At 38.2% G+C, this 19,244-nt stretch carries 17 protein-coding genes, 1 tRNA gene, 2 rRNA genes and 2 pseudogenes (1 of these 22 only partly in view); 9 read left to right on the top strand and 13 right to left on the bottom strand.

What is annotated here, in order from left to right:
• The 9 genes from A6J68_RS02565 to A6J68_RS02605 form a co-directional block, all read right to left on the bottom strand.
• The gene (locus tag A6J68_RS02565) at positions 1-2,448 is read right to left on the bottom strand and encodes an ATP-binding protein (RefSeq protein ID WP_000331160.1); all 2,448 of its coding nucleotides are present in this window, start codon (positions 2,446-2,448) and stop codon (positions 1-3) included.
• Entirely contained in the window at positions 2,432-2,824 is a 393-nt protein-coding gene (locus tag A6J68_RS02570) for a conjugal transfer protein (RefSeq protein WP_000723888.1), read from the bottom strand. The genes A6J68_RS02565 and A6J68_RS02570 overlap by 17 nt, the downstream gene beginning before the upstream one ends.
• Positions 2,825-2,912: 88 nt before the next feature.
• Positions 2,913-3,410, bottom strand: coding sequence for an antirestriction protein ArdA (locus A6J68_RS02575; protein WP_000342539.1), 498 nt, complete (start codon positions 3,408-3,410; stop codon positions 2,913-2,915).
• 116 nt (positions 3,411-3,526) lie between these two features.
• Complete coding sequence (locus A6J68_RS02580; protein ID WP_001009056.1) at positions 3,527-3,748, bottom strand: hypothetical protein; 222 nt, start codon at positions 3,746-3,748, stop codon at positions 3,527-3,529.
• Positions 3,749-3,790: 42 nt separating this feature from the next.
• A complete protein-coding gene (gene mobT, locus A6J68_RS02585) occupies positions 3,791-4,996 on the bottom strand; it encodes a MobT family relaxase (protein WP_000398284.1) in 1,206 nt (401 codons plus the stop codon).
• Between the two features lie 22 nt (positions 4,997-5,018).
• Complete coding sequence (locus A6J68_RS02590; protein ID WP_000879507.1) at positions 5,019-5,171, bottom strand: hypothetical protein; 153 nt, start codon at positions 5,169-5,171, stop codon at positions 5,019-5,021.
• Positions 5,172-5,173: 2 nt separating this feature from the next.
• The gene (locus tag A6J68_RS02595) at positions 5,174-6,559 is read right to left on the bottom strand and encodes an FtsK/SpoIIIE domain-containing protein (RefSeq protein ID WP_000813488.1); all 1,386 of its coding nucleotides are present in this window, start codon (positions 6,557-6,559) and stop codon (positions 5,174-5,176) included.
• A 28-nt stretch (positions 6,560-6,587) separates the two neighbouring features.
• Positions 6,588-6,974: a YdcP family protein gene (locus tag A6J68_RS02600; RefSeq protein ID WP_000985015.1), complete on the bottom strand. Its 387-nt coding sequence runs from the start codon at positions 6,972-6,974 to the stop codon at positions 6,588-6,590.
• A gap of 15 nt (positions 6,975-6,989) precedes the next feature.
• The gene (locus tag A6J68_RS02605) at positions 6,990-7,304 is read right to left on the bottom strand and encodes a YdcP family protein (RefSeq protein ID WP_000420682.1); all 315 of its coding nucleotides are present in this window, start codon (positions 7,302-7,304) and stop codon (positions 6,990-6,992) included.
• A gap of 408 nt (positions 7,305-7,712) precedes the next feature.
• On the opposite strand from A6J68_RS02605, the gene A6J68_RS02615 reads away from it, so the two are divergent.
• The 6 genes and pseudogenes from A6J68_RS02615 (at position 7,713) to A6J68_RS02655 (ending at position 12,550) form a co-directional block, all read left to right on the top strand.
• A complete protein-coding gene (locus A6J68_RS02615; RefSeq protein ID WP_001873766.1) occupies positions 7,713-8,300 on the top strand; it encodes a hypothetical protein in 588 nt (195 codons plus the stop codon).
• Positions 8,246-8,926 (top strand): hypothetical protein, encoded by a 681-nt coding sequence (locus A6J68_RS02620; RefSeq protein ID WP_001873767.1) that lies wholly within the window; start codon positions 8,246-8,248, stop codon positions 8,924-8,926. Before A6J68_RS02615 ends, A6J68_RS02620 begins: the two co-directional genes overlap by 55 nt.
• A complete protein-coding gene (locus A6J68_RS02625) occupies positions 8,911-9,297 on the top strand; it encodes a hypothetical protein (protein ID WP_000256356.1) in 387 nt (128 codons plus the stop codon). Before A6J68_RS02620 ends, A6J68_RS02625 begins: the two co-directional genes overlap by 16 nt.
• Before the next feature lie 33 nt (positions 9,298-9,330).
• Positions 9,331-9,612, top strand: coding sequence for a hypothetical protein (locus A6J68_RS02630; RefSeq protein ID WP_000052405.1), 282 nt, complete (start codon positions 9,331-9,333; stop codon positions 9,610-9,612).
• A gap of 830 nt (positions 9,613-10,442) precedes the next feature.
• A pseudogene (locus A6J68_RS02650) lies at positions 10,443-11,296 on the top strand (MutR family transcriptional regulator).
• 72 nt (positions 11,297-11,368) lie between these two features.
• The gene (locus A6J68_RS02655) at positions 11,369-12,550 is read left to right on the top strand and encodes an MFS transporter (RefSeq protein ID WP_001024511.1); all 1,182 of its coding nucleotides are present in this window, start codon (positions 11,369-11,371) and stop codon (positions 12,548-12,550) included.
• A gap of 61 nt (positions 12,551-12,611) precedes the next feature.
• Here A6J68_RS02655 and A6J68_RS02660 read toward each other — a convergent pair whose 3' ends face one another.
• The 4 genes and pseudogenes from A6J68_RS02660 to A6J68_RS02675 all read right to left on the bottom strand — a co-directional run bounded on the left by A6J68_RS02660 (position 12,612) and on the right by A6J68_RS02675 (position 15,972).
• On the bottom strand, positions 12,612-13,262 hold the full coding sequence (locus A6J68_RS02660; RefSeq protein ID WP_000812155.1) for an ABC transporter permease: 651 nt from the start codon (positions 13,260-13,262) through the stop codon (positions 12,612-12,614).
• Positions 13,263-14,075, bottom strand: a pseudogene (locus A6J68_RS02665) (osmoprotectant ABC transporter substrate-binding protein); the annotation flags it as partial. It abuts the gene before it with no gap.
• 116 nt (positions 14,076-14,191) lie between these two features.
• Complete coding sequence (locus tag A6J68_RS02670) at positions 14,192-14,827, bottom strand: ABC transporter permease (RefSeq protein ID WP_000247053.1); 636 nt, start codon at positions 14,825-14,827, stop codon at positions 14,192-14,194.
• Positions 14,827-15,972: a betaine/proline/choline family ABC transporter ATP-binding protein gene (locus A6J68_RS02675; protein WP_000529594.1), complete on the bottom strand. Its 1,146-nt coding sequence runs from the start codon at positions 15,970-15,972 to the stop codon at positions 14,827-14,829. Before A6J68_RS02675 ends, A6J68_RS02670 begins: the two co-directional genes overlap by 1 nt.
• Before the next feature lie 419 nt (positions 15,973-16,391).
• Between A6J68_RS02675 and A6J68_RS02680 the strand changes: the two genes are divergently transcribed.
• The 3 genes from A6J68_RS02680 to A6J68_RS02690 all read left to right on the top strand — a co-directional run.
• A 16S ribosomal RNA gene (locus tag A6J68_RS02680) occupies positions 16,392-17,940 on the top strand.
• A gap of 54 nt (positions 17,941-17,994) precedes the next feature.
• Positions 17,995-18,067 (top strand) — tRNA-Ala (locus A6J68_RS02685).
• 154 nt (positions 18,068-18,221) lie between these two features.
• A 23S ribosomal RNA gene (locus A6J68_RS02690) occupies positions 18,222-19,244 on the top strand (it continues 1,880 nt past the right edge of the window).
• The 16S and 23S rRNA genes sit together here with 1 tRNA gene alongside, the layout of an rRNA operon.

Consider the following 19,244-nt stretch of genomic DNA (forward strand, 5'->3'; position numbering starts at 1 on the left):
TTACACCTCTTTTCGCACAGGTGGTCTGGTATCAAAGGCATGGAGCAGTTCTTCAAATACAGGGTGGAACTGTATCACACCGACACGACCATATAAATCACTGATAAGGCATTGCCCGTTTTCCAAATCACGCAATCGCTTCTGATTGTTTTCGTCCTCTGGGTCTACACCAAAAAAGGCTAAGGTCTTTTTAATCTCGTTAAGGTCAGTGGAACGAAATGCAAATTTTAAGCCGAGGTTATTTTTCAGTTTTTCATCTAAGAGGTCGTCTGTATTTTGGGTCACGAAATATACCCCAGCGTTCATAGCACGACCAGCCCGAACCAGCTTCATAGATAGTGTTTTTCCTTGTGCTACCTGTAAAAAGCTCCATGCTTCGTCTAAATCTACAATCTTGAAAATGCTTCGGTCTGTATGGATAAAGTCTAAAGCAAAGGTACTAATGACAATCAGCATAGCAACGGATAAAAGCTCCATAGTGGTATATTCCTCAAAGGAAGTTTCCTTGTCGGGAAGTACCAAGTCCGCAACCTGTATAATGTTCAGTTGTTTTTCTAAGCTGATAGACTGCTCCACATAACCATTACTGAATAATAAATGTGCAAAGTCATAGTCTGTAAAACTTTCGATATGGTCGGCTATACTGGTACTTAGTGGCGTATTCTCAACCCGTAATTCCTCAATCACTTTCATCAACCCTCGTACTTCACTATTGGTTACTGCACGAATGGCTTTTCTAAGGATTGGGAAGCGTTCCCCATCACGAGAGGAAATCCCCGTAAGGAATGTCAGAATATCAATAGCCAGTGATTCAGAATCTTTGGGATTTTTCATAATCACATAAGGGTCAAGTAAGCCTTTGTTTTTCTCATCAGAAGTCAGAGTGACGATATTGATTTCATGGGAAATCTCTGGCAAGGTTTCTTTCCATCTGCCACGTTCTGCTTTTGGGTCTACAATCACTGCTTGTGCCCCATAAAGCACCGCATAATAGACGATAAGGTTATTCGCAAAGGATTTACCACCACCCAGCGAACCAACAAAAGCCGACGCTAACGCATTGGTTACTGAACCCTTAACCCCTTGACTGGCAAGAGCAGGTTTCAGATAGACATTGCGTCCAGTATCTAAGCTGTAGCCAACATAAATCCCCTCATTTTCCCCCAGCATTTGAGTAGCACCAAAACCTAAACCAGCGAGGAAATCAGAGGTCACGTATTGAATATAATCATTCATATAACGCTTGCTGGCAGGTAAAAATTCTTCATGTAAGCCGAGCATATCCCCAAATGGTCGTACCAGTTTTACGCTTAAATCGTCATAAAAATCTTTCACTTCATTACAACGACGTTTGAGTTCGTCAAGATCATTTGCTGATACCCTTACCACATAAGACAGCTTGTACATAGATTCCTTGCTTTGATCTAAATTGGTTTCCAGCTCATTCACACTTTCCAGAGCTTCCGCCACATTGGAGCTGGTTTCATTATCACTTTGCCAAGCGTGGTTATCCAAGTCTTTCAGTTCTTTCTTTTTATTGCGGACAGTAGATAGGGCTTTACGATTCGCTACAATTTCCACATTCATTGACGTATCAATCGGGAATGTAAATTGCTGTTGCTGGTAGTAGAAGATTTCAGAGGACGGGAAGTCCAGTTCTCCGACAATGCTGTTAATGGTAAAGTAAGCTACATAGACGGTTTCATCTTCCTGCTGGATTTTCAAATATCGCTGTTTTTCTTCCACCAAACAGCGAGTAGGCTTAATCAAGTCATAGTATTTAATCAGCGTTTCATTATCCAGCTTTTTCTTTGATAGATGGTACTCATACTCTTCATAGGCAGTGCCTGTCTGTCCGTAAAGGTGTTCAATCAGATAGCCGAAGTCGTCCTTATCTAACCTGCGGATTTTGAAACGACGAGAGATTTTATTTTCTAAGAGCTTTTCCATCTTCTGAAAACGCAGGATTTCATCATTACTCATACTAACAAAATCGCCCATCAGCTTATGGTTCACATCATAGACAAAATCAGACAAAGCATTTTTTGCTTCAACGGTAAGACTTTTCATAGAAAACTCCTGATCGTTGAGAAGCAACTTAAAGCCGATAAAGAAACGGTAGTTCACTTGATTTTCGCCAATCATGGATATTAAAGCGTCTGTCTGTTGGTCGATTTTGTCATAGGCAACCGCTTTGAGCTTGCCAGTGACTTCATTTTTGGAACGCTCTTGTGCAGAACGTATGCTGGATTCTGTACTGATTTGTAAAGCATGAATTTTGCCATCACGATTTTGTGCGATAAGCTGTCTGAAAGAATCATGCACTTGTATTTTCTGTTCTGGACTTAGAAATGAGTAATTGTAAGGAACAAGCTCATAGTAAGCATAACATTCCCCGTCTTTATTCCAGACGAGATTGTTTTCAATGTATTTAATTGGATATGCCATAAAATTCACTCCTAACTGCTGTAATGGCTTCTTGTGGCTGGTTTCTGCCAAGCGTTACTTTTTTTCCTGCATAGGTCAGCTTTGGTCGCAGTGCATAAGCAATGACAGACTTCAAAAATCCATAAGGCTTTTTACCATCAAAAGTTTTTGTAGACATAAACCATGTGAAAGCCACAGGAATCCCAAAGTATTTGAGAAATGCTCCCTCTATCATGGAAAGAGGGGGCAAGTTGCCAAGTATCATCACTGCAAAGAGTGACACGACAAACCATGTCATTTGCGTAAAGGTTATGGGAAACGGAAGTCTAAAATCATTGATAGAATACAGTACCTTTTCCACAGACCAGATACTGGTATAGCTTCGTATTTTCTTCATGTAATCAATCCTTTCATAAAAAATAGGGGTAGCTGATTGAGCCACCCCGTAAAATAGAAAATCTGCCAGTAGTAATGTACCGACAGATTTAATAGACGATTTCAAAAATCCCATGATTGGTTGAGATAAACGTTCCTGAAAGGTCTAAATCCCGACCATAGGCTTGATAATCAATATAGTTTTGAAGACTAGCTGGTACTTCGCCTAAAGCACCCGTTTCTTCAATGTAGTAGCGTGCCACGTCATACATATCATCACAATCGGAATGAATGATAATATCCTCTTGATGTTCGCTTAGTTCTTCAATGCTTGAAAAATGAGTGAGCAGAGCAGATAGCTCCGATTGTAATTCTTCGGGTAATTCCGATACCATTTCCCATAGTCGATTGAGTTCGCCAATGGAAGTGTATTCGTCAACCGTAAAGGGTAACTCGTAGTCATGAATGGCGTATTCCTCATATTCATCATTCAAGCCGATTTTCTCTTTGACTTCCTCAAAGTCAATGGGAAAGGTAAACCACGCACCGACCAATTCGCCCTCATTGTATTTGCCTAAATTCGCAATATAGACTTGCATATCGTCCATATATTCACGTCCTTTCTTTGTAGAGATTCAAAAATCCCTACCGCACTTCGTTTGGTGTACCATTCCTTTGCGGAACATAAGAAAACCACTTATATTCCACAAAAGAACGGTTTTATTTAAGCACCAATAATGCGATTGAATAGCTCTAGTAAAATGTCTTTTACTCCAGCAGCGTTGAAGACTAAGCCAACCGCAATAATCGCAATAATTAAAAAGCCAATCAGTTTGCTAAACTCACGCTTGAAGCCAAGATACAAGCCAATCACAACGATTGCTAAAAGCACCAGTGATTGAGCGTTTGATAGAAACCAGTTATAAAGGTTTTGTCCAAAATTCATAAAAATGTTCTCCTCTCTATATTCAATGAATTTGTATTTGAGTTATTTTTTTGTTGTTATCACGTCCTGTTCTTTTACTGACTGTTGCTTCAAAATCTGCTTGTGTCGGTCTGTCAGTTTCGCATGGTCGAGAATGTCTTTTACAACCTGCGTCTGGTTGATTTCATCAAGTTTAATCGCAACCTTTAAGGTCGGGGCAACTTGATGAGATAGCCAGTTCAGCGTCCTTTGGAAGGAGTAAGGCTCTGGTTTTGTGGTTAGTTTTAATCGTTCACGATTGTTCCCAATAAACCAAGCCCATTCTTCATTCAGTTTCCAATCAGAACGAGGTTTGGAATCGTCTTTATCTACAAAACGGATATACCGATTGATAATTTTAAAGGCGGTATGCTCTGGATTGTCATAGACGAGTAAATCACGGACTGCATAATAGGCACGCTCATTTTTCAATCGAATCTCAAAACGGTTTTTTACTTCTGCGTCTTCAATGGGAATATCATTTTTCTTGTACTGCTCGTAGTCCTTTTCATAGATACAGAAATAAACTTCACTTTGTAATGAACCGATATAGAGGGTGTTTCCCATACATTCCTTTTCCTCTTTGCGTACCAGTTCGCCACTGCGATAGCTTTTAAAACTGCGGAAGACGGAGATACATTCTTCCTGTTGGCACTTTTCAGTGAGTACAGGGATATTCAAAATCCCTGTCTTATCGTTAATGGCAAGGTCAAGGCGTTTCATCACACCGCCAGCCACCAAAACGTCCATAAAGAACTCATACCAGCTTCTTTGTTGTGCCAGAAGATAGCTTTCAAATTGTCTGCACCCACGACCTTTCAATTCCACCAGAACTCCTTTGTCCAGTTCATGGGAGCAAAGGACGAATATGTCGCCTAAAGCATAATGCTCTGAATAAGAATAGAAACCATAGTCCTCATGAAGAAAATAGGACAGTTTCAGTTGTAAGATGTTTTCGACCACCTGCTGTACGTCTGTTGTCGGAAAGCGAATCCTTACATAATCAAACAGCATTTCAAGGGGAGCGTCGGGATTGAAGCGTTCCAGAGCTTCCCAAAGGGACTGCTGTAAATCCTCTGATGGCTTGACTTTTCCTGTTTCAATATCGCTTAGATACTGCCTTGTAATACCAGTCGCAACAGCTAAACGGTTTTGAGATAGTCCATAAGCCAAGCGTTTTTCTTTTAAATGCTGTAACCAAGTTTGTTCATTCAGTAAAAATCCCTCCAATCAAAAAGGCGTATGTCAACTTTTAAAGCCCATTTGACATACGCTGAAATTTTGTAAATCCCTTGTAACCAAAGGATTTTCTAATGTTTTTTTGACTGTTTCCTGTCGATTTGTACCCCCCTGTTAGATACGGGGGGTTAAGTGCTGGCGTGGCTATTGCCACACCAGCCAGCAAGATCAGTCCACACCTGCGACTTCCGCTTCGCACGTCGCCTGCGTGGACTGTCTGCTGTTGGATAACTTTTTAATTTCCTCCAAGAAATCATATCCTTTTGGTACAAGGGGAGTATAAAACTCTGATATGACACTTGTTCCTACATCAACATAGCCACGACCTTTGATTCGCTTTAAGAAGAAATCCTTTTGTACGTCACTGCCAAACATCATGCCATAGCCCATTTCAGACATACGACCTAAAGCCACTCTGAAATTAAACTGATCACGGATTCCGTCGCCTAAATATTTTGCGTCTGGACGTTGACAAGCCAGTATTAGAAAGAAGCCAGCTTGACGACCTAACATGACAATCTGTTTCAGCTTATTCATAACTGCGGTGTTTTCTTTTGTTCCCAGCATTTCCATGAAAGCGACGTATTCATCAAAGATTAAGAAGTGTGCCGGGAGACCTAAGTAAGCATAATTTTTGCCAGTCTTATAGTTCTTCATCTGCTTCATTTCCTCACTACGTTTCATCATTTCTTCATAGAATGTTTCAATGCAAGAAAGCAAGTCTTCTTTTCTATAGTAGACATTTGCCATCACAGAACCTAAGTCCGCAAGGTCAGCATTTTTCGGGTCAAGAATATACAGTTTTGAATCTGTATGAAGCAAGGCTTCAATCAGTGTCAGTATAAAGTAAGTTTTACCGCCACCTGTACCACCAGCAATCAACATATGAGGGAGCTTATCATATTCCCACCATACGTTTTTCATTAAGCGAAGTTTACCATCTTTAGCTTCTACTTCATCAATAGAAATACGACTGGCTATGGTGTCATAGAGCAAAGTATATTCCACATAGGAATCCTTTAACTCTTTATCCGTCAGCTCACAGTACAAGCCACTCTCTAATTTCTTTTCCAAGTGTAAGAGTTGGTCTTGATATTTTCCCAGCGTGATTTCCACCCGTATCTGTATCAAGCCATTTTTAAGTCGATAATACATTTTAGGGAAGTAGGTTATCTTTTCCTTTGTACGACCAGCACTATCTTTAAAGAAACCCTCTGTTTTGACCTGTTCAGATTCATACCACTTGTTTTCAAGTATCATCTTTGCCAGTTTTTGACGGTGGTAAAGTTGTTTAACCGTATCATAGCGAACCCGTTTGAATACAAACGCTACCAGCAAGCAGATAAGAATTGCGACACTGAAACTGATAATTAAATAGGGAATGTCAATCTTATCTGCTTGTGATAGGTTAAAATCCTGCCAGTTGATCTGCTGGATTGTCTTCACATGAAACAGTCCGACAACCAGCAGGAAAACAGGCAGGAGTGACGCTATCGTAAAATGAAAGACTAAATCTTTACCAGATGGGCGAATCCTTTTACCACGCTGTTTCATGCGAAAAAGTCTCCTTTCTACCTAGCGACTATTTGTCTTGTGTCGGTTCTTTCTTTGCTTGTGGTTGAGCTTTGAATGAACTAGAATCCTTTGTCAGCACAATATCGTCTGCCTTGATATACCAGTCAACATCTGCTCCTTGATAGGTGGCAGTAGCAACGGTGTCCGCAATGGGATTGATAAGTTCCACCCGTGCGTTATAATCAAACTCTTTCAAAGGCACGCTGGCAGGAATACTTACTTGAATCATGCGTCCTTGTCCTTTGGATTTTAAGTCATAGGTACGTTCCTTGATTTCATCTGAAACCGACCCGTCTTCATTTTGGATTCTCACTTCACGACGTAGAGCAGAGAATTTCAATTCTCCAAAAGTCGTGTCTTTATCTAATACAATGCCATTTGCTAATCTCATCATTTTTCCTCTCTTTCTTTATTCTTTTATCATGTCGTCAGCATGTAAAAGGTAATTTGTAAAACCACGAGTGCCGATTTTGTAGCCCTCTGCGGTAATACGTGGATTGACTAACTTCACACGTTCCTCAAAGCCGAAATGTTTTTCGCCAGCTTCAGCAGGAAGCACCACCACAATATCATCTGCTCTTTGAACATCAGAATAGAGATTATAGCTTCTTGATAAGACAGTTAGCCGTCCGTTGATTCTTCGCTGAACGACTTTATCCTCGCCAGCAAATTCTAAATTGCCGAATGTTTTTTCCATGTTGGGAATCACAAATTTAAGTTCCATATTTTTACCTATCCTTTCTTTTTTATTGGCTGAATGAATGTTTGATGGTCTTAAAGAGTGGGGAACGACCTTTTGATTCTTGATTTTTTGTTTTCATAAGTTCACTTCCTTTCAAAATCGGGTAAAAAAATAGACACCTCATTTTTTGAAGTGTCTACCTATTAAATATTCAAATTTTATTGGAAGTATCTTTATATCTTCACTTTTCAAGGATAAATCGTCGTATCAAAGCTCATTCATAAGTAGTAAATTAGTAGTAAATTGAGTGGTTTTGACCTTGATAAAGTGTGATAAGTCCAGTTTTTATGCGGATAACTAGATTTTTATGCTATTTTTAAATTAAAAATATGGAAGAACAAAAAATCATATTTTAGTTGAGTTTTCTACAGGAGAAAAGGAAAAAAGATAATGACATATTCTTATAGCGAGTATGATTTAAATAGATTGAATCAAGGTGAGAACGTATATAGTGTAAATCCAAACTATGTGAAACAAAATGGCGGAAAAATAATAACAGCTAATCCAAAAAAATCTAATGAAACAAATTTAATAGTAACAAAGACGGGTAAAGCGTTTAAGGTATTAAAAACTTCTCCTGACGATATGTCTGGCTATCAGGGTATGGCAGTTGCACCAATTATCAAGGGTAAAGTAGATTATAACAGTGTTGCAGTTATTTCCGCCGCAACGGATTCAAGTAATTATAAAGATTTAATTGGCGCAGTTTCATCTGCTCAACCACATCAAAGTTCGACTCAGTTAAAATCAGCTGATAAATTTTTAAAAGACGTACAGTCACATGACAAATGGACTGTGACTCAGCTTTCAGGCTATTCTCAATCTGCTTATATGCTAAAATTAGGTGCTAAATATCATATCCCGACTACAGTATTTAATGGATGGTTTAGGTATAGCACTTTAAATGAAGATGAAAAAAATTCATGGCTAAGCATCCTGAATATTTTGCTAATTTTCGACATAAAGAGGATAATGTAACTTGGTGGAACGATTTTAATAAACTAGATGATAAAGGTTATGGTACCGTGAAATGGGTAAATGGTAAAAGTCATAAAATAGAGAGTTGGAAATTTACTGATGATGGTCAGTTAAAAGATGAAAAAGGTAACATCGTAAATCCTAAGTCACCAGCTGTTCAGTCTGTTCTTTATGAAGAAGTTCATTTTCAAAAAGCTAAAGCTAAATTAAAAAAATCTGGAGGCAAACTTAGTCATAGTGAAAAAGTATATTTAGATTCTGAACAGGCTATATTTATTGCTAACGGTTTAACCACGGCATCTCAAACAGCTTCTGATGATATCAAGAAGAATGCTGAATTAGCTAAAGAAAAAGCATCAGAACTATTTGCAAAAACTAAAGTGATGCCTCCTGGTATAACAGATTTAAGTCCAGAAGAATTAGCTGATGCATATAGTGCGGGTGGAGTTAGAGAGGACACCATAGTAACACCAATTGAAACTTTCTTTGATGAAAAAGTTACTAATGCACAAGAGATCACAACTTCATATACTAATCTTCAAAAACAAATTGAATCTGGTGTCCAAAAATTGCTAGAAGAGGACTCCAAATTAGCAGGAGAATTTAAGGAATGGTCACAATACTAGATCAAAATGAAAACAAAATTAATAGTCTAAAAATAAACCTAGGGAAATTGGAAGATAATTATCATCGCGAAAATATGGAGATAGAAGATAAATTATATAGCCTTGAGGATAAAAAGAACGAGTTAGAGACTTATTTACAAGAAGTCTATGAAGAGACAAGTCACTTTTTGAGACAAAATGATTCAGATGGTTCGACTTTTATGAGTTTAAATCGAATAATTGAAAGTTATCAAATGGAATTAATTGATGAATATGAAAACTATAAACAGACTATCATTGTCCAAGAGGAAAATAGTCGGACACAGTTTCTAAAAGACCGAGTAAAATTAGAAAATGACATTTCTAGTTTAGAAGGAAGAAAATACTACTAATTTAGATGGACTATAAAGTGAAAGAGGCAATAAATGAGTTTAATAGGCGCTGTATTGAAAGGAACCAAAGAAGACAAAGAATTCAAAAAGCAAATTCAAAAAGCTTTAGTAAGGTTTGTCCATGCCCCGGAAATAGTAGAAGAAGCTGATTCTATTAAGACGACTTATAGTGAAAAGATTGATGATATTTCTGAGACTGCTAAATCATCAATAAAAACGATAAAAAACCAAATTGACACTGGACTTGTAGGACAATTTTGGGAAAAAGTAAAGGCACAGGTAGATTTAAATAAAGGTAGTTATGATGATTTATAATCGAGTGAAAATGTTGAGGAAGCTTACTATCCTGATAGTTATTATAGATATGAAAATAATCAAGTTGGATTAGAAGACATAACATTTTACATGAAGGATAACAAAGTTTATTATTTACATTTTGGTAAAGCAATAGATAAAAATGATAAGTATCTCAATCAAATTATAAATAATTAATTTCTTTATTTTATAAGCCCCGAAAACAAATTTTTTGATAACCTTTTGATAACCCCTCCGCGAACATATTGTAATACATAGTGCACTTTTGGGATATAAATTGTTGATTTTTAGCTAGTTTATACCATATAACACCATATATTACAGTTGTCAGAGAAAACCAGGTTTAAAAAAAGCCCGTAAAGCATCACAATCCTCAAAACGTTAATATATACCTATATATCAGCGATTGGAAGCACTTCATGGTTCACACCATGGGGTGTTTTTTGTGTAATATTCAAAAATTGTCCTAAAGTCATTTTTAAAACTTCTAAATACTTGAGAAACCATTGTAAATTTAAATAACTACTTTAAATAGCACAAAGGCAATGACAAAGTTAGATGAGATGATTCTATTTTAATTTATAATTGAAAAAAAGAGTATATGATGGAGGAATTTTGTATGGTAAGTACTCAATATATGAAAGTAACCTTACGAGAAAAATTCCCAGATAAATTAACATATGTTGATTTAGAAGAACTTGTGATATGATATTACAAATAAAAGAAAATGACTATATATCAGCTCATATATTGGTTAAAGTTGGTAAATATAAATTATTGAAATTACCTCATAAGTTTACCAATGAGATTACGGTTAGAAAGGAATACTAATGTTTATATATGGCCCTATTTTTAGGGAATTTCGACTTAATCGACAGTTTTCTCTTAAACAGGTTGCTTCAAATGAACTTTCTGTTTCTCAGTTATCACGATTTGAGAGGGGTGAATCAGATTTATCATTAACAAAATTTTTAGGGGCTTTAGAGGCAATTGATTTATCAATTAGCGAATTTATGGATAGAGTAAATAAATATCAAAAATCTGATCAGTAATGTCTCAGATGGCTCAATATCATTATCAAAGAGACGTAGCTGGGTTAGAAAAGATGATTTCTGTGGAAGAAGGTAAACTAAAAAAGGATAGTTCAGATATACGTTGTCGTTTAAACATAGTTCTTTTTAGAGGAATGATATGTGAATATGACTCCTCAAGAAAAATGTCGGAAGAAGACCTTTGCTTTTTGTCGGATTACCTCTTTCAAAAGGATAGTTGGGAAATTAGTGACTATATTTTGATTGGAAATCTTTACCGGTATTACAACACAAGGCATATTTGCCAACTTGTTAAAGAGGTTATCAATCAAAAGGAATATTATCGAGATATTTATACAAACCGCAATGTTGTCGAAGCAACCCTCCTAAATGTGGTAGAGACACTAATAGAACGGCGCGCTCTAGAAGAAGCAACGTTTTTTCTAGAGAAAGTTGAAGCACTTTTAAATAATGAGCGGAATGCTTATCACCGTATTATTTTACTCTATGAAAAAGGATTTCTTGCCTATGCTAAAGGGGATAGTCGAGGAATACAAAGCATGAAGCAAGCTATTTTTTGCTTCCAAGCAATTGGTTCTAAACATCATGTTGAAAATTTTCAGGAACACTTTAATAGGGTAACAAGATTATAAAAAATCCCATTTATGGGATTTTTTAATATTTCTCCTTTTGGTTTGCTATAATGTCGAACTAAGGAGGGAATTATGAATATTAATGGTATAAAATTACTATCTAGTCGAGCAGTCAGTAAACTTGGTGATGTGCTTTATGATTATGGAAATAGTACTTGGATTGCTTCGATAGGTGGTCTAGGACAAAAGATTTTAGGTATTTATCAGATAGTAGAGTTGTTGGTTTCTATTGTCCTCAACCCTTTTGGAGGCGCCTTAGCTGATCGCTTTCAACGAAGAAAAATTTTACTAATAACAGATGCTATCTGTGCTATCATGTGTTTCTTACTTTCTTTTATTGGAGATGATAAAGTAATGGTGTATGGTCTAATAGTTGCTAATGCTATCTTAGCGGTTTCCAATGCTTTTTCTTCTCCGGCTTATAAATCTTATATTCCTGAAATAGTAGATAAAGCTGATATCATTACCTATAATGCTAATCTGGAAACCATTGTGCAAATTATTAGTGTAAGTTCCCCTGTTTTAGGTTTCCTTATTTTTAATAATTTTGGTATTAGGATTACTTTAATTGTTGATGCGATTACTTTTTTGATCTCTTTCCTGTTTCTTTATGCTATTAAAGTGGAAAGGGTACAGCTTTCAAAACAAGAAAAGGTAGCGATAAAAAATATTTTAGCTGATATTGCAGATGGATTTACTTACATCAAAAAAGAAAAAGAAATTATGTTTTTTCTAATTATTGCTGCTTTATTAAACACTTTCCTAGCAATGTTCAATTATCTTTTACCTTTTACTAACTCCCTATTGAAAACTTCAGGTGCTTATGCAACAATACTTAGTATATCAGCTATCGGATCAATTATTGGAGCGCTTATTGCTAGAAAAATTAAATCTAGTATTAATTCTATGCTATCTATGCTAGTATTCAGTAGTTTGGGAGTCATAGTTATGGGATTCCCATCTCTATTTGAATTACCGATATGGATATCTTACAGTGGTAGTTTTCTTTTTAATAGTCTTCTGACAATGTTTAATATTCATTTTTTCAGTCAGGTACAAATCAGGGTCGATGAAGCGTATATGGGGCGTGTGATGTCGACTATATTTACTATTGCTATTATGTTTATGCCTATAGGAACACTATTTATGACTATCTTTTCATTTGCCTTATCAAATGTTAGCTTTATTGTTATAGGATGTGCCATTGCTATATTGGGAGGATTAGGATTTAGCTATAGTAAAAAACAATTTTAGAACTTAAGAAATTATTCTGAAACATCAAAAAAACTTGTCTCTACTGACAAGTTTTTAATAGTTATTTTCTTGGTTCAAGCATGCGTTGGATACCGCCTAGGATTAAATCAGAGAAAATTGCCATAAGGGCTGTTGGAAGAGATCCTGCTAAGATAATAGCACCACCATTTGTTGCATTAGTTCCTCTTATGATGATATCTCCAAGTCCGCCTCCACCGACGAAAGCACCAATGGCTGTAATACCAATTGCTACAACAAGGGCATTTCTAAGTCCAGCCATGATAACAGAAATAGATAGTGGTAACTCAACCATAAATAAACGTTGACGCTTAGTCATGCCCATTCCTTTAGCAGCATCTAGTAAGTCGGAGTCAACATTTCTAATACCAGTGTAAGTATTTGTGATGATTGGCAGAAGAGAATAAAGAAAGACAGTTGCAACTACTGTTTTAATACCTAGCCCTAGACCTAACATAATGATAGAGATCATAGCTAAAGAAGGAATGGTTTGGATGACATTTGCGATTCCCATAACAAAGGTTTTAATTTTACCACGTCTAGCGATGAAGATACCTAGAGGGATACCAACAATTGCAGCTAAAATAACGCCGTAAATTGAAATTAAAAAGTGGTGGATAAATTGTTCTAAGATATAACTACCATTATGTTGGAAGTAGTAGATAAATTGTTGGAAAGTATTCATTTGTTTCATTTATTTATCTCCTCTAAAATAATGGTTTTTTTCTAAAAATTGTTTGGCAACAACTGAAGGTTCTAAAAGTTTATCATCTACCATATAATTAAGGTTTTGCATCGTTTTTAAATTGATTTTACCATCGAGTCGATGGAGTAATTTTTTTAGTTTAGGATCTTTTTTGATGATAGAATTGTTGACAACCATAGAGGCTTCATAAGGAGGAAAGAATTTTTTATCATCCCTTAAAATTTCTAAATCATAGCTCGAAATACGACCGTCAGTGGAGTAGCCTAATACAGATTGCATTTTGTTACTTTCAACCGCATCATAGACTAAGCCAATTTGCATAGGGTAAATATGTGAAAATTCAAAACCGTATGTTTTAGCGAAATCAGTGTATCCATCTCCCTCGCGATTCATCCATGAACTATCAACCCCTGCCTTCATAGTTGTTGATAACTTTTTGAGATCAGAGATCTTGGTGATTTTATTCTGTCTGGCAAACTCTTTAGTAACCATGAATGCATAAGTATCAGAAAAACCATAAGTAGGATACCAAGTTTGATTGTAGCGTTTTTGGAATTCAGTTTTTACAATCTTAGAAGCTTCTTTAGGGTCTTTAACAGCTTTTAAGCCAAGAGTTCCTGTGATGTCTGTTCCTGTATAACGTGTGGCAGCAATGTCAGCATCACCACGGAGCAAAGCTTGGTGAGTAACCGTAGAGGAACCAAGATTGCTTATTAAAGTTGTGTTGTATCCTAATTCGTGATGAATTAATTCGGTGACAATATTTGCCATGATACTAGACTCTGTAGAACTTTGGGCAGCAACCTTAATTGTGGTATGACCAGGTTTTTTAGTATCGGTTAATTGACAACCAGAAATCGTTAAGAGGGCTAAGCAAAGTGTAAATATCTGTAAAAAGTGCGATTTTTTAAGCATATCTAAGCCTCCCTTCTTGTTGTTCTGGGCGTTAGAGCTGTTTCCAGTAATCCTAAAAGATAATCTATAATAAGTGACAGGATAATAACAGGAATTGTGCCCCCTAGAATTAATTTGGGCTGAAAAAGATTTAACCCGCTAAAAATGAGATCACCAAGTCCACCTGCACCTATATAAGAAGCTAATGTAGCCCAAGCAATAACATAAATAGTAGACAAGCGAATACCAGCCATAATAATTGGAGTAGCTAAAGGTAACTCAACTTGAAATATAGATTGAATAGGTTTCATTCCCATCCCTTTAGCACAATCTTTAAGTGTTGGATTGACATTATTCATACCTATATAAGTATTCCTTAGTATAGGAAGCAAGGAATAAATAAATAAAGCAACGATAGCTGGGACTTTTCCAATTCCAAACAATGGAATCATTAAAGCTAATAAGGCTAAACTTGGTATAGTTTGTAGCATGCTAGCTATAGCAATGATAATTTTGGCTACTTTGGGAAAACGTGTTAAGACCACACCCAATGGAACAGCAATTGCAATCCCAAGTGCTATAGCAAAAAATGAGATATAGACTTGTTCCCATGTTTTTACTAATATTTGCATGCCATACTGTGATAAGAAATTGACCATTATTGATCCTCCGTTTCAGTATCGCCCCAAATAATATCGTATAACATATCAACTAGGGATGCACGAGTAACAATGCCCTTTAAGTTATTCTCATGGTCAACAACTGGAGCGTATTTTAAACCACGTTTTAAAATACGCTCAGCAGTATTTCTAAGTAAGTCGTCTTCCATAACATAAAAATCAGTATGTTTTAAGATATCAGAAACAAGTCGATCTTTCTTATATTTACTGCTTAGAGATTCTAAGTCAATAAAACCAATTAATTTACCGTTATCGGTTACTAGAAGTGAGTCAACGCGTTTTTGGCGCATTAGTGTAATAGCTTCAGTTAGTGTTTTTTCAGTAGTTATTGAAACAGGATTATTTAACATTATCTGTTTAACAGGAGTAATATCAGCCTGCGCATGAAGGAGACGCTCTTCTCCAATCATTTGTTCAACGAAACTAGTAGCAGGATGATGTAAGAGATCATTGGGTGTCCCTTCTTGGACCATTTTACCATTGTCCATAACAATAATTTTTGTTGCTAACTTGAGGGCTTCATCCATATCATGAGTAACTAAGATGATAGTTTTCCCCATTTCTTCCTGAAGAGACTTGACTAAGTCTTGAATACCTTCTCTAGTAATAGGATCCAGAGCTCCAAAAGGCTCATCCATTAAAATAATATCTTGGTCTGCTGCAAGAGCGCGAATGACACCGATACGTTGTTGCTGACCGCCAGACAACTCACTAGGGTAGCGATCCAAATATTCTTCGGGTAATTCAACTAATTTAATAAGTTCCCTTGCTTTAGCTCTTTTAGCTTCTTCTGACCATTTCAATAATTTTGGTACAAGAACTATATTTTCGTAAATGGTCATATGAGGCATTAAACCAATGTTTTGGATAACATATCCAATTCTGCGTCTTAATTCAATGGGGTTAATAGTAGAGATATCTTTTCCCTTAAATAATAGAGTACCATTTGTTGGTTTTAACATATGGTTAACCATACGCATTAATGTTGTTTTACCTGATCCACTCGTACCGATGAAACAAACGAAATCACCAGGGTAAATTTTAAGGTTAATATCTTCAACCGCAACATTTTCCCCATACACTTTATTGATATTTTGATATTCGATGATAGGTTCTTGGCCCATATTATTCTCCTCTACAAACTATATTATAGTAATAATATCAAAACTTTGGCAATATGTCTGAAATTTGTTTTAAAATTTAATGATTTTAAAAAGAATCGTTAAGCTTGCGCCCGATCTACATTTTCAGAAAATGTAGAAAAAGTATGAAAAAAGAGTTGACAAAGTAAGAGATGATGTAGTAAACTAAATAAGTTGTCTCGAGAGAGCAGTTTCTAGTAGCGCGTAGTTAACAACTTAAAAAAAGTGGTTGACAAAGCAGAATAAGTTTGCTAGAATATAGAAGTTGTCTCAAGAGAGGCAAAGACCTTTGAAAACTGAACAAGACGAACGAATGTGCAGGGTGGATTTACATTGTAAATCCGTCAATGACAAAAAACAATAAATCTGTCAGCGAGACAGAAAAGAGCAAAGCTCAAACTTTTAATGAGAGTTTGATCCTGGCTCAGGACGAACGCTGGCGGCGTGCCTAATACATGCAAGTAGAACGCTGAGGTTTGGTGTTTACACTAGACTGATGAGTTGCGAACGGGTGAGTAACGCGTAGGTAACCTGCCTCATAGCGGGGGATAACTATTGGAAACGATAGCTAATACCGCATAAGAGTAATTAACACATGTTAGTTATTTAAAAGGAGCAATTGCTTCACTGTGAGATGGACCTGCGTTGTATTAGCTAGTTGGTGAGGTAAAGGCTCACCAAGGCAACGATACATAGCCGACCTGAGAGGGTGATCGGCCACACTGGGACTGAGACACGGCCCAGACTCCTACGGGAGGCAGCAGTAGGGAATCTTCGGCAATGGACGGAAGTCTGACCGAGCAACGCCGCGTGAGTGAAGAAGGTTTTCGGATCGTAAAGCTCTGTTGTTAGAGAAGAACGTTGGTAGGAGTGGAAAATCTACCAAGTGACGGTAACTAACCAGAAAGGGACGGCTAACTACGTGCCAGCAGCCGCGGTAATACGTAGGTCCCGAGCGTTGTCCGGATTTATTGGGCGTAAAGCGAGCGCAGGCGGTTCTTTAAGTCTGAAGTTAAAGGCAGTGGCTTAACCATTGTACGCTTTGGAAACTGGAGGACTTGAGTGCAGAAGGGGAGAGTGGAATTCCATGTGTAGCGGTGAAATGCGTAGATATATGGAGGAACACCGGTGGCGAAAGCGGCTCTCTGGTCTGTAACTGACGCTGAGGCTCGAAAGCGTGGGGAGCAAACAGGATTAGATACCCTGGTAGTCCACGCCGTAAACGATGAGTGCTAGGTGTTAGGCCCTTTCCGGGGCTTAGTGCCGCAGCTAACGCATTAAGCACTCCGCCTGGGGAGTACGACCGCAAGGTTGAAACTCAAAGGAATTGACGGGGGCCCGCACAAGCGGTGGAGCATGTGGTTTAATTCGAAGCAACGCGAAGAACCTTACCAGGTCTTGACATCCTTCTGACCGGCCTAGAGATAGGCTTTCTCTTCGGAGCAGAAGTGACAGGTGGTGCATGGTTGTCGTCAGCTCGTGTCGTGAGATGTTGGGTTAAGTCCCGCAACGAGCGCAACCCCTATTGTTAGTTGCCATCATTAAGTTGGGCACTCTAGCGAGACTGCCGGTAATAAACCGGAGGAAGGTGGGGATGACGTCAAATCATCATGCCCCTTATGACCTGGGCTACACACGTGCTACAATGGTTGGTACAACGAGTCGCAAGCCGGTGACGGCAAGCTAATCTCTTAAAGCCAATCTCAGTTCGGATTGTAGGCTGCAACTCGCCTACATGAAGTCGGAATCGCTAGTAATCGCGGATCAGCACGCCGCGGTGAATACGTTCCCGGGCCTTGTACACACCGCCCGTCACACCACGAGAGTTTGTAACACCCGAAGTCGGTGAGGTAACCTTTTAGGAGCCAGCCGCCTAAGGTGGGATAGATGATTGGGGTGAAGTCGTAACAAGGTAGCCGTATCGGAAGGTGCGGCTGGATCACCTCCTTTCTAAGGATAAGGAAACCTGCCATTTGCGTCTTGTTTAGTTTTGAGAGGTCTTGTGGGGCCTTAGCTCAGCTGGGAGAGCGCCTGCTTTGCACGCAGGAGGTCAGCGGTTCGATCCCGCTAGGCTCCATTGAATCGAAAGGTTCAAATTGTTCATTGAAAATTGAATATCTATATCAAATTCCACGATCTAGAAATAGATTGTAGAAAGTAACAAGAAAATAAACCGAAAACGCTGTGAATATTTAATGAGTTTTCTAGTTTTAAAGAAACTAGTTTAATAAGGTTAAGTTAATAAGGGCGCACGGTGGATGCCTTGGCACTAGAAGCCGAAGAAGGACGTGACTAACGACGAAATGCTTTGGGGAGCTGTAAGTAAGCGCTGATCCAGAGATGTCCGAATGGGGGAACCCACTAGTTAATGACTAGTATCCATATCTGTTAAGGATATGAGAAGGAAGACGCAGTGAACTGAAACATCTAAGTAGCTGCAGGAAGAGAAAGCAAAAGCGATTGCCTTAGTAGCGGCGAGCGAAACGGCAGGAGGGCAAACCGAAGTGTTTACACTTCGGGGTTGTAGGACTGCGATATAGGATTAATCATTATAGAAGAATTACCTGGGAAGGTAAGCCAAAGAGAGTAACAGCCTCGTATTTAAAATGATAGATTAACCTTAGCAGTATCCTGAGTACGGCGAGACACGCGAAATCTCGTCGGAATCTGGGAGGACCATCTCCCAACCCTAAATACTCTCTAGTGACCGATAGTGAACCAGTACCGTGAGGGAAAGGTGAAAAGCACCCCGGGAGGGGAGTGAAATAGAACCTGAAACCGTGTGCCTACAACAAGTTCGAGCCCGTTAATGGGTGAGAGCGTGCCTTTTGTAGAATGAACCGGCGAGTTACGATATGATGCGAGGTTAAGTTGAAGAGACGGAGCCGTAGGGAAACCGAGTCTTAATAGGGCGCCATAGTATCATGTTGTAGACCCGAAACCATGTGACCTACCCATGAGCAGGTTGAAGGTGAGGTAAAACTCACTGGAGGACCGAACCAGGGCACGTTGAAAAGTGCTTGGATGACTTGTGGGTAGCGGAGAAATTCCAAACGAACTTGGAGATAGCTGGTTCTCTCCGAAATAGCTTTAGGGCTAGCGTCGATGTTAAGTCTCTTGGAGGTAGAGCACTGTTTGGGTGAGGGGTCCATCCCGGATTACCAATCTCAGATAAACTCCGAATGCCAACGAGATATAATCGGCAGTCAGACTGCGAGTGCTAAGATCCGTAGTCGAAAGGGAAACAGCCCAGA

It is taken from the genome of Streptococcus sp. 'group B' (assembly GCF_002073795.1).
GTDB classification, from domain to species: domain Bacteria; phylum Bacillota; class Bacilli; order Lactobacillales; family Streptococcaceae; genus Streptococcus; species Streptococcus agalactiae.

What these genes read in the sequence shown, in the direction of transcription:
- A6J68_RS02565 (WP_000331160.1), bottom strand. Translation starts at nt 2,448, where the DNA reads ATGGCATATCCAATTAAATACATTGAAAACAATCTCGTCTGGAATAAA.
- A6J68_RS02570 (WP_000723888.1), bottom strand. Translation starts at nt 2,824, where the DNA reads ATGAAGAAAATACGAAGCTATACCAGTATCTGGTCTGTGGAAAAGGTA.
- A6J68_RS02575 (WP_000342539.1), bottom strand. Translation starts at nt 3,410, where the DNA reads ATGGACGATATGCAAGTCTATATTGCGAATTTAGGCAAATACAATGAG.
- A6J68_RS02580 (WP_001009056.1), bottom strand. Translation starts at nt 3,748, where the DNA reads ATGAATTTTGGACAAAACCTTTATAACTGGTTTCTATCAAACGCTCAA.
- A6J68_RS02595 (WP_000813488.1), bottom strand. Translation starts at nt 6,559, where the DNA reads ATGAAACAGCGTGGTAAAAGGATTCGCCCATCTGGTAAAGATTTAGTC.
- A6J68_RS02600 (WP_000985015.1), bottom strand. Translation starts at nt 6,974, where the DNA reads ATGATGAGATTAGCAAATGGCATTGTATTAGATAAAGACACGACTTTT.
- A6J68_RS02605 (WP_000420682.1), bottom strand. Translation starts at nt 7,304, where the DNA reads ATGGAACTTAAATTTGTGATTCCCAACATGGAAAAAACATTCGGCAAT.
- A6J68_RS02615 (WP_001873766.1), top strand. Translation starts at nt 7,713, where the DNA reads ATGACATATTCTTATAGCGAGTATGATTTAAATAGATTGAATCAAGGT.
- A6J68_RS02620 (WP_001873767.1), top strand. Translation starts at nt 8,246, where the DNA reads ATGGCTAAGCATCCTGAATATTTTGCTAATTTTCGACATAAAGAGGAT.
- A6J68_RS02625 (WP_000256356.1), top strand. Translation starts at nt 8,911, where the DNA reads ATGGTCACAATACTAGATCAAAATGAAAACAAAATTAATAGTCTAAAA.
- A6J68_RS02630 (WP_000052405.1), top strand. Translation starts at nt 9,331, where the DNA reads ATGAGTTTAATAGGCGCTGTATTGAAAGGAACCAAAGAAGACAAAGAA.
- A6J68_RS02655 (WP_001024511.1), top strand. Translation starts at nt 11,369, where the DNA reads ATGAATATTAATGGTATAAAATTACTATCTAGTCGAGCAGTCAGTAAA.
- A6J68_RS02660 (WP_000812155.1), bottom strand. Translation starts at nt 13,262, where the DNA reads ATGAAACAAATGAATACTTTCCAACAATTTATCTACTACTTCCAACAT.
- A6J68_RS02670 (WP_000247053.1), bottom strand. Translation starts at nt 14,827, where the DNA reads ATGGTCAATTTCTTATCACAGTATGGCATGCAAATATTAGTAAAAACA.
- A6J68_RS02675 (WP_000529594.1), bottom strand. Translation starts at nt 15,972, where the DNA reads ATGGGCCAAGAACCTATCATCGAATATCAAAATATCAATAAAGTGTAT.